This window comes from Streptomyces sp. NPDC046712 (assembly GCF_040645695.1).
In the GTDB taxonomy this organism is placed as follows: Bacteria; Actinomycetota; Actinomycetes; order Streptomycetales; family Streptomycetaceae; genus Streptomyces.
Genome location: NZ_JBEYYW010000027.1, coordinates 13,319 through 25,756 on the forward strand (window position 1 = coordinate 13,319; position 12,438 = coordinate 25,756).

Below are 12,438 nucleotides of genomic sequence, written 5' to 3' on the forward strand. Positions count from 1 at the left end.
GAACAGGCCGTAACCCCTGGGCTCCTCGACAGTTGACCAGGGCATGAAGAAGCGCAGCATGCTCGCCATCGCCTCCCTCGCCGCCGGTGTCGTCACGGCCCTCGTCACCCCGCCGCCGAACGCGTCCGCGGCCGACCACGGCGCGACCGGCACCACCGGTCTCCTGCAGAACGACAACCCGGTCGGCCCCCTCATGGACGACGCCGCCCCGCTGGTGGAGGACGCCGCCCCGGTCGTGGCCGACACCGTCCCCCGGACCCCGGACGTCCGCGGCCTGGTGTGACGCTCCGATGGGGCAGCCCGTGTGCGCGCTGCGTGAGCGGGAATGACAGGATGTCCCCATGAGCAACAACGTTTACTTCGACATCACGATCAACGACGAGCCCGCGGGCCGGATCGTCTTCAAGCTGTTCGACGACGTCGTCCCCAAGACGGCGAAGAACTTCCGTGAGCTCGCCACCGGCGAGCACGGCTTCGGCTACGCCGGCTCCCCGTTCCACCGTGTCATCCCGCAGTTCATGCTCCAGGGTGGCGACTTCACCCGGGGCAACGGCACCGGTGGCAAGAGCATCTACGGCGAGAAGTTCGCGGACGAGAACTTCACGCTGAAGCACGACCGGCCGTTCCTGCTGTCGATGGCGAACGCGGGCCGCAACACCAACGGCTCCCAGTTCTTCATCACCACCATCGTGACCGACTGGCTGGACGGCAAGCACGTCGTCTTCGGCGAGGTCGTCGAGGGCCAGGACCTGGTCAAGAAGATCGAGGGCCTCGGCTCCCGCTCCGGCGCGACCAGCGCCAAGATCGCCATCGCCGCGTCCGGCGTTGTCGAGGCCTGATCAGTACCGATCCGCGTTCCACCCCCGTGAGGGGACCACGTCCGGCCGCCACCGCGCACACGTCGCGGGGCGGCCGGATGTTCATCCGCCCCGCGCCGCGGCGGCCGCTTCATGGCCCACGAGGAACCCGAGCAGGTCGCCTCCGAACTGCGTACTTTCTTCCGCCCGTTGAGGTGAGAAACGGGTTCGCGAAGGGTCAGCGGCGCTCGACGACCAGCGCCCGCGCCAGCTCCTCCGCGAACCCGTCCGGGTTGTCGATCATCAGGTTGTGCCCGGCCTTGGGGACCTCGAACACCGGCACACCGAGCGCGCGCATCCGCTCGGCGTCGGCGTCCGGGAGGCTGTACTCGCCGACCAGGAAGGCGCGCGGCCGGTCGAGACCGGCCAGCAGCTCGCCCTCCGTCGGGGAGTCCCCCTCGACCAGGGCGACCGCGCTGCGGTGCACCGCGAGGGGATCGGAGAGCCGCAACCGGGCCGCGTAGTCGGCCCGGCCCAGCACGGCCAGCATCCGTGAGAAGCCCTGCCGGACGAAGGTCTCCTCGTCCTGGGCGGCGATCGGGGTACTGAACGCGCCCCCGCCGGGATACAGATTCGGCTCGGCCACCACGAGCCGGGCGATCAGGTCGGGCCGGGCCGCCGCCAGCCGGACGGCGACCGCCCCGCCCATCGAATGCCCGATCAACTCCGCGCCGGAAGCGCCCCGGTGCTCCAGGATCCGTGCCACGGCGGCGGCCTGCGCGGCCATGCCGTAGCCGAAATCCCTCGGCCGGTCACTCAGTCCGTAACCGAGCAGGTCCACGAGCAGCGCGGGCCCGCCCCGCAGCGCGGGGTGTGTCGCGATATGGGCGAAGTCGGACGCGCCCGTGCACCCGAGACCGTGCAGGAAGACCCTCACGGGCCCGTCCCCGGGCACCTCGATCCACCTGATGTGCGCCTGCACGTCCGTCAGGAACAACTCCCGCACGACCGACCCCCGTACCGTCCCGTATCTCGTACCGACCCGCTCACCCTACGGGGCGGCACCGACAGAGACACGGATCAGGACTCTCGCGGAGGGGGCCGCGCCGGAATCGGCGCGGCCCCCTCTCGTACGGCTCACTCCTCGCCGCCCTCGCCGTAACGGCGCTCGAACTTCGCGATGCGGCCCTCGGAGTCCACCGTGCGCGCCTTGCCCGTGTAGAACGGGTGGCTCTCGGAGGAGATCTCGACGTCCACCACTGGATAGGTGTGGCCGTCGTCCCACTCGATGGTCTGCTCGCTGGTCGCCGTGGACCGGGTCAGGAAGGCGAACCCGGCGGAGCGGTCGCGGAAGACCACCGGGCCGTACTCCGGCTGCTTGTCCTGCTGCACTGTTCCTCCTCGGGCTGCCCGCTGATGGCCCCAGCCTCGCCGGGACGGGCCCGGCCGACCAGTGCCACGGGGCCGACCGGGTGAGTGCGTCCGACCGCCCGCCACCGTTCCGCCGTGATCATTTCCGGGATACCGTGGGCGGAAGCCGGCGCACGGGTGGGCGACGGCGCGACGACGTGGGGGGAGCCCGTCATGACCTCGGTTCTTGTTCTCTTCGGTGTGTTGGGCGCAGTCATCCTGCTGCTCGTCGTGAAGCTGCTGCGCCGGGGCAGCGGCCGTACCGAGAACGTCGACGGCCTCCTCATCGAGCAGGCACGGCGCGTGCAGGCGCACGACGACCGGTCGTCGTTCTCGTCCTTCTCGGCGCACAACGCGCCGCCCACCACGACCGACAGCTACCACCGCCCCTGACGTATCCGGGGGAACGAACCGCTTCCGCCGCGCTCAGGTGGGATGCGCCCAGCGGGCGGCCAGGAGCAGGGCGATGTCGTCCGGGCGGTCGGTGGCCTGGCGGGCGTCCCGGATCAGCCGGTCAGCGGTCTCCGTGAGCGGGATCGACCCGGTCACGGAGAAGGTACGGCGCAGCCACTCGACACCCTCGTCGATGTCCGTACCCGGACGCTCCACCAGACCGTCCGTGTACAGCGCGAGGACCGCTCCCCGCTCCAGCTCCAGCTCGGTGACCGGGTACGTGGCGTCGTCGTCGATCCCCAGGACCAGCCCGCCCGGCAGCTCGAGGATCTCCGCCGTACCGTCCGGCCTGCGCAGCAGCGGCTGCGGATGCCCGGCCCGGACGGCCTGCGTGGCACCGGTCGCCGGATCGAGAACGACATAGCAGCAGCTGGCGAACTGCCCCGGATCGAGGTCGATCAGCAGCCGGTTGGTGCCCCGCATCACTTCCTGCGGCGGATGACCGCCGAGCGCGAAGGCCCGTACCGCACTGCGAAGCTGACCCATCGTGGCCGCGGCCGCGACACCGTGCCCCTGGACGTCGCCGACCACAAGCGCCAGCAGCCCCCGTCCCGTCTCGATCACGTCGTACCAGTCACCACCCACGTCCATGCCCTGCGTGCCAGGCAGATACCGCGCCACCGTGTCGACCTGCTCGCGGACCGGCAGCCGGGCGGGAAGCAGTGCGTCCTGCAGCCCGCGGGCCAGGGCGGCCTCGCTGTCGTACCGCCGGGCCCGCTCCAGCGCCTGGGCGATCAACCCGGCGAGGGCGGTGAGGACCGTGCGCTCCTCCGGGCTGAAGCCGCGCGGCCGGTCGAAGCCGAGGATGCACGAGCCGACAGGACGGCCCGAGGCGATCAGCGGCAGAAAGGCCCGGGCCCCGCTGACCGCGTCCATGGGAAGGCCCGGATAGGCCCGGCTCATCTGCTCCATCGACTCGAAGAACAGCGGACGACCGGTGGTGAGCGTCTCGACGCCCGGTAGATGCGCGTCGAGGCCCACACCGTCGAAGGGCTCCAGGAAGCCGGGCGGGAACCCGGTCTCCCACGCCAGATAGAGATGACGGTCGCTCAGCAGGTAGATCGCCAGCTGCCGGCCGCCGAACGCGGGCAGCAGCTCGTCGGTCACGACGGCCGACACCTGGCGGGCCGTCACCGCCTCGGTCAGCGCGATCGCGAGCGCCACCGGCCGGTAGAGCGCCGAGGCCCGGTCCGCGGGGGATCCGAGACCGGAGTCCGGGTGGGAGACGGAGCTGGGCTTGTACGCGGGGTCGCCCTCGGGCAGGAGCACGAACGTGACGCCGTCGTGGCCGGGATAGAGCGAGACCGACAGCCACTCGGCGTCGGAGGCGTGGGCCAGGAAGTGCACGGGCTCGTCGGAGAGCAGCGCGGCCCGCAGGTGCTCGTCGTAGGCGGGCTGGCCGATCCATGGGAGCACGTCCCACACGGTGCGCCCGGCGAGCGCCGTGCGGGGGTGGCCGAGAAGGGCCTCGGCCAGATGGTTCACGTACGTGATCCGGCCCAGGCGGTCGATCGCCAGGATGGCCCGCGGCAGCCGGTCGGTGGCGTCCGAGCCGACGAGGCCGGTGCCGAGGTCGACCAGCGAGCCTGTCAGGCGCCCGGGGCGGTCGCCCGCGGGGCGGGCGGAGATCTCGAGGAGATGGAGCCCGCCGTCGGGCCCCTTGAGCCGGAGCCGGCGTGCCACCTGCGCCCCGGAATCGGCCGCGCGACGGGCCATCGTCCACAGCGCGTAGCTGTCCTCCGGCGCGAGGCGCGCGGTCAGCGCCTCGATGGTCCCGGGGAACGTGTCGCCGTCGTCGCCGAGGATCGCCCGCAGCCCGGCGTCGGCGGTGACGGTGCCGCTGGTCAGGTCCCAGTCGAAGTAGCCGATCCGGACCGGCTTCGTACCGCCCGAGGGAAGCTGGACGCACACGGGCTCACCGGGCCATTCGACGGGCACACCGCTCTCCGCGAGCCTCGCGAGGCCCTCCCCGAGGCGGCGCGCCTCCCGTGCCAGCCGCATCCGGTCCCGGGCGTTCACCGGCACACCGGGGGTCGGCGTACGCAGCGCCACGAGCACCCCGAAGCGTTCCCGGCCGCTGACGATCGGAGCGTAGAGGGACGCGAAGGGGAACGGGAGACTCGCGACGAGCTGGGGGAACTGTCGCATGGCCTCCTCGACGTCGGCCAGGTGCACCGGCTGACTCGAGCGGTGGACCTCGGCCACCGGGAACGGCCGGTTCGCATGCATCCGCCACCAGGGCCGGAACAGCGGGCCGGGGAGTCCGGCGAGCACCGCCATGCGGAGCAGATCCGGTGTCCCTGACCGCAGATAGACCGCGCCCGCGTAGCCGCCGACCGCCTCGATGGTCCGGAGCGCGCCCTCGGCCAGGACCAGCGGCAGGGCGTCGAGGAGCTGCCCGTCGGTGTCCGCGATCCCGGGATCGCCCCCGGTCCCGGCCGACGGGGCAGGGTCGGCCACGCCGTGCGACGTCACACAGCCAGGATGCTCCCGGCCCGCCGGGCCCCGCATCTCGGCGCCGGTCGCGCGACGTACCGGCCCGGACACGCCTGGTCACGCCGGGACGCGCCCGGCGCGCCGCCGTGCGCCCGGTCGGCACTGTTGACCCGGCCGCCGCGGCTCGCGACACTCGATCGTCGGCGACCGAGGGCGGGCGCCGGCAGGCACGATGCCGGAGCACTTCCACCACCTCGTGACCAGGGGGCGTGATGACGGGCCAGGTTCTTCCGTACGACGTGGAGGGCAGCGGGCCCCGGCGGGCCCTCGTGCTGCACAACTGGTTCGGCGACCGCACCAGTTTCGACCCGCTGCGCGCCCACCTGAACGGCGACACCGGCTCGTACGCCTTCCTCGACTGCCGCGGCTACGGGGAGGCGATCGACACCGAGGGCGCGTTCACCATGGAGGAGGTCGCCGCGGACGCGCTGGCCGTCGCCGACGACCTGGGCTGGGACTCCTTCACCGTGATCGGTCATTCGATGGGAGGCAAGGCGGCCCAGTTGATGCTGCTCGACGCGCCCGCGCGGGTCCGCTCGCTCATCGGCATCTCACCGGTGTCCGCCGCCGGCTTCCCGCTCGACGAGGCGAGCTGGGCGCTGTTCGCCGGGGCCGCGGAGGACCCCGCGTACCGGCGGGTCATCATCGACACCACCACGGGCGGCCGTTACGACGACGCCTGGCTGGATCCCGTCGTGAAGCGCTCGGTGGAACGCTCCTCGGCCAGAGCCTTCCGTGCCTACCTCGACTCGTGGTCCCGCACGGACTTCCACGGGCGCGTCAAGGACAACCCGGCTCCCGTTCTGCTCGTCGTCGGCGCCCACGATCCGGCCCTGGGCGCCGAGGCCATGGCGGCCGGCTGGCTGCGGTGGTACCCGAACGCCCGCCTCGAAGTCCTTCCGGAGGCAGGCCACTACGCCCCGGAGGAGACCCCGGAGGCGCTGGCCGCGGCGATCGAGGACTTCCTCGCCGGCTGACACGCGGGGCGACGTGGCGCCGCCCGGCGCTCCGCCAACGGCCCGGCGGCCGCGCGGCGCCCTGCCCGGCGGCGCCCGTTCCCCTGGCCCGGTGCGCGCCCGACGGGTCTGCGCGAGCATGGACGGGGAGAGGCGGGTGCCATGGAGTCGTCCGTGCTGACAGCGGTGGTCGCGGCGGCGGCACTGGTGTGCCGTGCCGCGGTGCTCGAGCTGCGCGAGCCCGGCACGGGACGCCGTGCCTGGGCCTTCGCCACCGACCGGCGGGCGCTGGGCGCCGGACTGGGGGCCGCACTCGCACTCGGCGCGACGGGCTGGCTGACCGTCGGGGCCGACGCGGTGGTGTGGGCGGGACTCGCCGGCATCCTCGTCGCCTCCCTCACGGCCGAGCTGCGCCCACCGGGGGAGCGAGCGCCGGCACGGCGGGATCCGGAGGACGGGACCTAGCGGACCACGGTGACCTGGCCCCGGATCCCGCCTGTCTCGGAGAGGCGGTGGACGGTGTCAGGGTCGTCCGGTGGACGTGACGGGGAGATGTCGACGGCGGCGACGCCCGCAACCTGGCCGTCGAGCGCCGACGCGAGCGCACCGCGGCCGACGCGTACCGGCGAGGTGGAGGCTCCGGCCGGGGCGAAGTAGGTTCGGTTCCCGCACCGGACGATCATGAGGAGCAGCCGTAGTGACCACCGACCACCGCATCGGACCGCCGCACGTCGGGAGCGAACGCGACACGCTGCGGGCCTTCCTCGACTACCACCGCGCGACGCTCGCGATGAAGTGCGAGGGGCTCGGCGACGACCAGCTGCGTGAGCGGTCCATGCCCCCCTCGACGCTGTCCCTGCTCGGCCTGGTCCGGCACATGGCCGAGGTGGAACGTGCCTGGTTCCGCCGGGTCTTCGAGGACGGCGAGGCGCCGATGGTCTGGTCGGACCGGATCGACTTCCAGGCCGCCTACGACGCGAGCCGGTCCACCCGGGCCGAGGTCTTCGCCGCCTGGGAGGCGGAGGTCGAGAACTCCCGGCGGATCGAACGCGAGGCGGCGTCCCTGGACCTCGTCGGACACCAGCCGAGGTGGGGCGAGGACGTGTCGCTCCGGATGGTGATGGTGCACGTCCTGCTCGAGTACGGACGGCACAACGGGCACGCGGACTTCCTGCGCGAGGGCGTCGACGGAACCGTCGGCGCCTGAGCGGTGCCCAGGGCCTGTCCGGCGGATCAGGGGCGGACAGGCCCTCGGTCGGCCACGGGCTCACCGCCGTGCTGGTCGCGCTCACGGGCGTGCTGCTGCGGGAACGCCCGGCCCGGGACACCGCCTGATCCCACTGGCAGCGGCCACCGGCCGGTGGGACGCTGGCAGGAGAAGCCGATCCGCGCAGGAGTGAGCATGGGCGCAGCCCCCGCCGTGCGCGTGGACGAGACCGCCTTCCAGGAGCTGGAGCGATCCTTCTCCGGCCGGCTCGTCCGCCCCGACGATCCCGCCTACGACGAGGCCCGGCGTATCTGGAACGGGTCCATCAGCAAGTTCCCCGCGCTCATCGCGTACTGCACCGGTGTCGCCGACGTCGCCGCCGCGCTGGAGAGCGCGGCGCGCAGTGGCCTCCCGGTCGCGGTACGGAGCGGGGGCCACAGCTTCCCGGGCCAGTCGCTGTGCGACGACGGCATCGTCATCGACCTGTCGGCGATGAACGGGATCCGCGTCGATCCCGTGAACCGCACGGTCAGGGCCCAGGCCGGAGTCCTCCTCGGGGCGCTCGACCGCGAGACGCAGCACTTCGGGATGGCCGTGCCCGCGGGGATCGTGACGCACACCGGTCTCGCCGGACTCACCCTCGGCGGCGGGATCGGCTGGTTGATGCGCAAGTACGGACTCACCGTCGACCAACTGCTCTCCGCCGACGTGGTCACCGCCGACGGCTCCTTGGTCACCGCGAGCGAGAGCCGCGAAACCGAGCTCTTCTGGGGACTGCGCGGCGCGGGCAGCAACTTCGGCGTCGTCACGGAGTTCGAGTTCCGGCTCAACCCCGTAGGACCCATGGTGCTCGCCGGACCGATCCTGTGGCCGCTGGAAGAGGCACCGCACGTGCTGTGCTTCTACCGGGACTGGATCACCGACGTCCCCGACGAGCTCACGACCATCGTCGTCCAGCGCAAGGCCGCACCCCTCCCGGCGATCCCGGTCGAACTGCACGGCAGGCCGGTGATCGCGGTGATCAGCTGCTACGCCGGGGACATCGAGGCAGGCCAGGAGGTTCTCCGGCCGCTGCGCGAGTTCGGGACGCCGCTGCTCGACCTGTGCGCTCCCAAGCCCTACGTACAGCACCAGTCGATGTTCGACCCGTCCTTCCCCCACGGGTGGTGGTACTACATCCGGTCCTGCGACGTCGACCGGCTCAGCGACGAGGTCATCGGAATCAGCGCGGCGCACGCCCTGCAGGTCTCCTCCCCCCTCTCGACCTGCGGTGTCTTCCACCTGGGCGGCGCCGTCGCCCGCGTCGGCGAGGACGAGACGGCGTTCAGCGGCCGCGGCGTCGGCCACACCTTCAACATCAACGGCAACTGCGTCGACGCCGAGGGGTTCGCCGAGGAGCGCACCTGGGTGCGGGACTGGTGGTCCGCCCTGGAGCCCCACCACGCCGGTGTCTACGTCAACTTCCTCATGGAGGAGGGCGCGGACCGCGTCCAGCAGGCCTACGGGACCGACAAGCTCCGCCGGCTGCGCGCGCTCAAACGGGAGTACGACCCCGGCAACGTCTTCCGCTCCAACCAGAACATCACCCCGGCGGCCTGACCACACCCGTCACGCCCGGGCGACTGTCAGTGCCGGGTGCGATGCTGCCGGGTATGGACGAGCTGATGCGAGGCCGTGTGTACGGCGCCGACCACGACGATCCCGATCCTGGCCCCCGACCGGGGCGCGTCTACCGCGAGCTGGTGGCGGGCCCCCTGGACGGCCTCCTGCTCGACGTCACCGGATGGACCGCGCGACAGCTGGAGGAGGGGGCCGCCCTCGCCACGGAGATCGGTTCCTACGGCCCGGGCGGCCACGCCCGGTACGGGCCGCGCGAGGGCGACGCCGTGCACTGGGACTGGGAGGGCGACACCCGCTAGGCCCTGAGCGGCCCGACAGGCCCCGCCGGACTGCGCCGGCGAACGAACCGGGGCCCCCGGACCGGCCCCGTGCGGCTCCGCCCCGGGATCACTTGCCGCTGTCCTCCGCGAGCGTGTGCGCGACAAGGGCGTTGGCGTGGCCGTGCCCCAGACCGTGCTCGGCCTTGAGCCACGACACGAGCTCCATGTGCTTGGTCAGCGGTGACGAGCGGATCAGCTCCTTCCACTCGGCGACGGGGCGGCCGTACTTCTTCTCGATCGAGGGGAAGTAGCTCGCGGGGCCCTTCACGGTGTCCGTCATGGTGTCCAGTCCTGTCGGTGCGTAGTGTTCTTGCAGGTATGACCGGACGGGACGTGCGAAGTGATCGGTTCGGGCGTGTGAGGTGGATCACGCCTGCCGTGCGCCGGCCGGAACCAGGGTTCCGGCCGGCGCGGCGGTCACAGCGCCGGGTGGGCGTTCTTCAGGAGTTCCTGGAACTGGGCCGAGAACCACTTCCCGGAGAGCGGCGCGTCCGGCAGCGCGCCCGACATGCTGTTGCCGTTGCGGGCGTTGCCCGTGTACGTCGGGTCGCACATCCGATCGAAGCCCTTGCCCTCGTCGTTCGGGATCTCCTTGCTGGCACCGTCCGACTCGCCCGGGGGCTTCATCCACACGTACGCGTCGATGCCCGCCGCCGGGGCCGCCTTCGGCCGTTCGCCGAGCCCCGCGCCCGACTGGTTGCACCAGTTGCCGAGGTGGATGCGCCGGTCGTAGCGGCCGCCGTTGACGTACGTGTTGACGTCCGTCAGCGCCCCCGGGCCGGTGGGCCGTGCCGTCCCGCCCCAGCCGTTGCGTGAGGTGTCGATCAGCATGCCGAGGTTCGCGTCGAAACCGAGGGAGACCAGCTTGGTGCGCATGGCCTGGGCGTACGACAGCTCGTCCGTGTACCGGTTCCAGTCCACCCACGTCGACTGGCGTACGGAGACGCCGTTGACGGAGTCCTCGATCTTGAAGTGGTCTTCCTTCAGCGCGCTGTAGTTGGCGGTGTTGACGATGAAGCCGTGCACGTTGGCGACTGTGGAGCCCTCGGCGGTCGCGGCCTGCTTGAACAGCTCGGCGGACGCGCCGAAGTTGTCGTCCCAGCCGAGCCAGCCGTGGTGTCCCGCGTCCACGTAGTTGTAGACGTTGCCGATCGCGCCCAGCTTGTTCAGGGCGTAGCCGACACCCTTGATGTAGTTGCCGTTGGCCTTCATCACATCGCAGTTGGCGGTGGCCGTCGGGCGCCCGGACACGTTGGTGACCAGGTTGGGCAGCGAGTCGATCTCGACGGTCGTCACGATCCGCAGGCCCGCGTACTTCGGGTCGGCGAGGATCGCGGCGATCGGGTCGATGTACTGGGTCTTGTACTTGTCGATCTCGGTCGGGCCGAGTTCACCGTTGGAGGCGAGCGCGGCGCAGTCGCGGCCCGGCAGGTTGTAGACGACCAGCTGCACGACGAGCTCGCCGCTGCCCTTCTGGGCCAGAGCCTCGTCGAGGTGGTCGCGCAGCCCCATGCCGCCGTTCACCCCGGCGATGGCGGCCGTTCGGTCCAGCCAGACGCCGGTGGGCTGGTTCGAGACCTTGGTGCCACCGGCTTCGGCCGCAGCCTTCGCGGACCACTCGGGGTTCACGTAGACCCTGGCGCCGGCGTACGGGTTGTCGGCCTTGGTGCCCGCCGGCGGCGGAGTGGTCGGTGGCGTCGTCGGGGGAGTGGTGGGCGGGGTGGTCGGCGGCTGGGTGGCGCCGTTGCAGACGACTCCGTTGAGCGTGAACGTCGCCGGGACGGCGTTCGTCCCCGTGTGGGAGCCGTTGAAGCCGAAGGAGGTCGAACCGCCCGTGGCCAGGCTTCCGTTGTACGAGACGTTCCTGGCGGTCACGGCGGCGCCGGACTGGGTGATCGTGGCGTTCCAGCCCTGGGTGACCTGCTGGCCGCCCGCGTAGGACCACTCGAGCGTCCAGGAGCTCAGGGGGTCGCCGGTGTTGGCGACGGTGACGTTGGCCCCGAAGCCGTTGTTCCACTGGTGGGTGATCTGGTAGTCGACCTTGCAGCCGGCTGCTGCGGCTCCGGCCGTGCTGGTCATGACGGTGGCGGTGGCGCCGGTCGCCGTGATCAGGCCGATGGCCGCCAGGAGGGCGGTGCGGCTCGTGGTGCGGCTCATGTCGTGGTGTGCCTTTCAGTTCAGGGCGCGCAGATGGTCGCGCAGCCCGATGCCGAATGCGGTGGGTGTGCCGTGCGAGGTGATCAGGGCCGGTCCGGAGGAGCAGTTCCAGGTGTTCCAGGTCCAGCCGAGATAGGAGAGCCCGCGGTCGTCGAACCACTTCATGACGCGGTCGATGAAGCCGTGGCCACAGGTGTTCTCGCCGATCTCGCCCGCGACGAGCAACACCTGGGCGGCGACCGGAGCGAGGGTGCTGTCCCAGCACGCCTCGTTCGAGCAGGTGTTGAAGTTGTAGACGTGCCAGGCGGCGGCCAGATTGCCCGCCGGATCGGTGGGGCGGTGTGCGAGCCACTGGCTCAGATCGTTGGAGTACGCGATCCCGGGTACGAGGACGAGGTTCCGTGACCCGGTCGCACGGACCGCGTCGAGGAGGTCCTGCATGTCGGCGACCTCGTAGCCGATGCCCGGGCAGGTGCCGCCGTCGCGCCAGCACGTCCAGGCCTGGGCGGCCGTGGAGGTCGCCCGGTCGGGATAGGGCTCGTTGAACAGGTCGAAGACGACACGGCGGTCGTTCTTGAACGTGTCAGCGACCGAGGTCCAGAAGGCCGGGGTGTACTGGGCGTTGGGCATCGGCTTCTGGCAGGAGGCGTGGACGTCGGAGCACCCCGCCGAGTTGCCGGTGTACTGCCCGTGGGTCCAGTGCAGTTCGACGATCGGGGTCATGCCGTGCGCGAGGACGCGGGTGACCAGGTCCTTGACCGCTGTGACGTACTGCGTGCCCCGGTACTCGGGCTTGATGTTGTCCAGGCCCAGCCAGCACTCCTCGTTGAGCGGGATACGGACGGTGTTGGCCTTCCAGTCCGCGATCGCGCGGACGGAGGCGTCGTCGACCGGGCCGTCGAAGATGCCATGGCCCTGGACGCACATGAACTCACCGCCGGAGCGGTCGACGCCGAGCAGGCGACGGGTGGCGCCGTTCTGGTCGGTGAGCCGGTTACCGGCGACGCTCAGCTCGGGCGCGC

14 protein-coding genes and 1 pseudogene are annotated in these 12,438 nt (G+C 71.6%); 8 read left to right on the forward strand and 7 right to left on the reverse strand.

Features of this window, described 5'->3' with window-relative positions; translation table 11 throughout:
• Positions 1–43 precede the first annotated feature (43 nt).
• Both ABZ939_RS28935 and ABZ939_RS28940 read left to right on the forward strand, forming a co-directional pair.
• Positions 44–283, forward strand: coding sequence for a hypothetical protein (locus ABZ939_RS28935; RefSeq protein ID WP_361861375.1), 240 nt, complete (start codon positions 44–46; stop codon positions 281–283).
• A gap of 58 nt (positions 284–341) precedes the next feature.
• Complete coding sequence (locus ABZ939_RS28940; protein ID WP_361861378.1) at positions 342–839, forward strand: peptidylprolyl isomerase; 498 nt, start codon at positions 342–344, stop codon at positions 837–839.
• A gap of 196 nt (positions 840–1,035) precedes the next feature.
• On the opposite strand, the gene ABZ939_RS28945 is transcribed toward ABZ939_RS28940, so the two are convergent.
• Complete coding sequence (locus ABZ939_RS28945; RefSeq protein ID WP_361861381.1) at positions 1,036–1,803, reverse strand: alpha/beta hydrolase; 768 nt, start codon at positions 1,801–1,803, stop codon at positions 1,036–1,038.
• A gap of 131 nt (positions 1,804–1,934) precedes the next feature.
• Entirely contained in the window at positions 1,935–2,189 is a 255-nt protein-coding gene (locus tag ABZ939_RS28950) for a type B 50S ribosomal protein L31 (RefSeq protein ID WP_361861384.1), read from the reverse strand.
• Between the two features lie 192 nt (positions 2,190–2,381).
• Between ABZ939_RS28950 and ABZ939_RS28955 the strand changes: the two genes are divergently transcribed.
• The gene (locus tag ABZ939_RS28955; protein WP_361861387.1) at positions 2,382–2,600 is read left to right on the forward strand and encodes a hypothetical protein; all 219 of its coding nucleotides are present in this window, start codon (positions 2,382–2,384) and stop codon (positions 2,598–2,600) included.
• A 33-nt stretch (positions 2,601–2,633) separates the two neighbouring features.
• Here the strand turns inward: ABZ939_RS28955 and ABZ939_RS28960 are convergent, their stop codons facing one another.
• The gene (locus ABZ939_RS28960) at positions 2,634–5,135 is read right to left on the reverse strand and encodes a SpoIIE family protein phosphatase (RefSeq protein WP_361861390.1); all 2,502 of its coding nucleotides are present in this window, start codon (positions 5,133–5,135) and stop codon (positions 2,634–2,636) included.
• Between the two features lie 233 nt (positions 5,136–5,368).
• On the opposite strand from ABZ939_RS28960, the gene ABZ939_RS28965 reads away from it, so the two are divergent.
• Positions 5,369–6,133, forward strand: coding sequence for an alpha/beta hydrolase (locus ABZ939_RS28965; protein ID WP_361861393.1), 765 nt, complete (start codon positions 5,369–5,371; stop codon positions 6,131–6,133).
• A 141-nt stretch (positions 6,134–6,274) separates the two neighbouring features.
• Positions 6,275–6,577 (forward strand): hypothetical protein, encoded by a 303-nt coding sequence (locus tag ABZ939_RS28970; protein ID WP_361861396.1) that lies wholly within the window; start codon positions 6,275–6,277, stop codon positions 6,575–6,577.
• On the opposite strand, the gene ABZ939_RS28975 is transcribed toward ABZ939_RS28970, so the two are convergent.
• Positions 6,574–6,795: a hypothetical protein gene (locus ABZ939_RS28975; protein ID WP_361861399.1), complete on the reverse strand. Its 222-nt coding sequence runs from the start codon at positions 6,793–6,795 to the stop codon at positions 6,574–6,576. The genes ABZ939_RS28970 and ABZ939_RS28975 overlap by 4 nt on opposite strands.
• 14 nt (positions 6,796–6,809) lie before the next feature.
• Here ABZ939_RS28975 and ABZ939_RS28980 point away from each other — a divergent pair, with 14 nt between their 5' ends.
• The 3 genes from ABZ939_RS28980 to ABZ939_RS28990 all read left to right on the forward strand — a co-directional run bounded on the left by ABZ939_RS28980 (position 6,810) and on the right by ABZ939_RS28990 (position 9,238).
• A complete protein-coding gene (locus ABZ939_RS28980; protein WP_361861401.1) occupies positions 6,810–7,319 on the forward strand; it encodes a DinB family protein in 510 nt (169 codons plus the stop codon).
• Between the two features lie 195 nt (positions 7,320–7,514).
• A complete protein-coding gene (locus ABZ939_RS28985; RefSeq protein WP_361861403.1) occupies positions 7,515–8,918 on the forward strand; it encodes an FAD-binding oxidoreductase in 1,404 nt (467 codons plus the stop codon).
• Between the two features lie 53 nt (positions 8,919–8,971).
• A complete protein-coding gene (locus tag ABZ939_RS28990) occupies positions 8,972–9,238 on the forward strand; it encodes a hypothetical protein (RefSeq protein WP_361861406.1) in 267 nt (88 codons plus the stop codon).
• Between the two features lie 88 nt (positions 9,239–9,326).
• Here ABZ939_RS28990 and ABZ939_RS28995 read toward each other — a convergent pair whose 3' ends face one another.
• From ABZ939_RS28995 to ABZ939_RS29005, 3 genes and pseudogenes are all read right to left on the reverse strand, one after another.
• A complete protein-coding gene (locus ABZ939_RS28995) occupies positions 9,327–9,539 on the reverse strand; it encodes a DUF4287 domain-containing protein (protein WP_361861409.1) in 213 nt (70 codons plus the stop codon).
• Between the two features lie 137 nt (positions 9,540–9,676).
• Entirely contained in the window at positions 9,677–11,416 is a 1,740-nt protein-coding gene (locus tag ABZ939_RS29000) for a glycoside hydrolase family 6 protein (RefSeq protein ID WP_361861411.1), read from the reverse strand.
• 15 nt (positions 11,417–11,431) lie between these two features.
• Positions 11,432–12,436, reverse strand: a pseudogene (locus ABZ939_RS29005) (cellulase family glycosylhydrolase); the annotation flags it as partial.
• Positions 12,437–12,438: the final 2 nt, after the last annotated feature.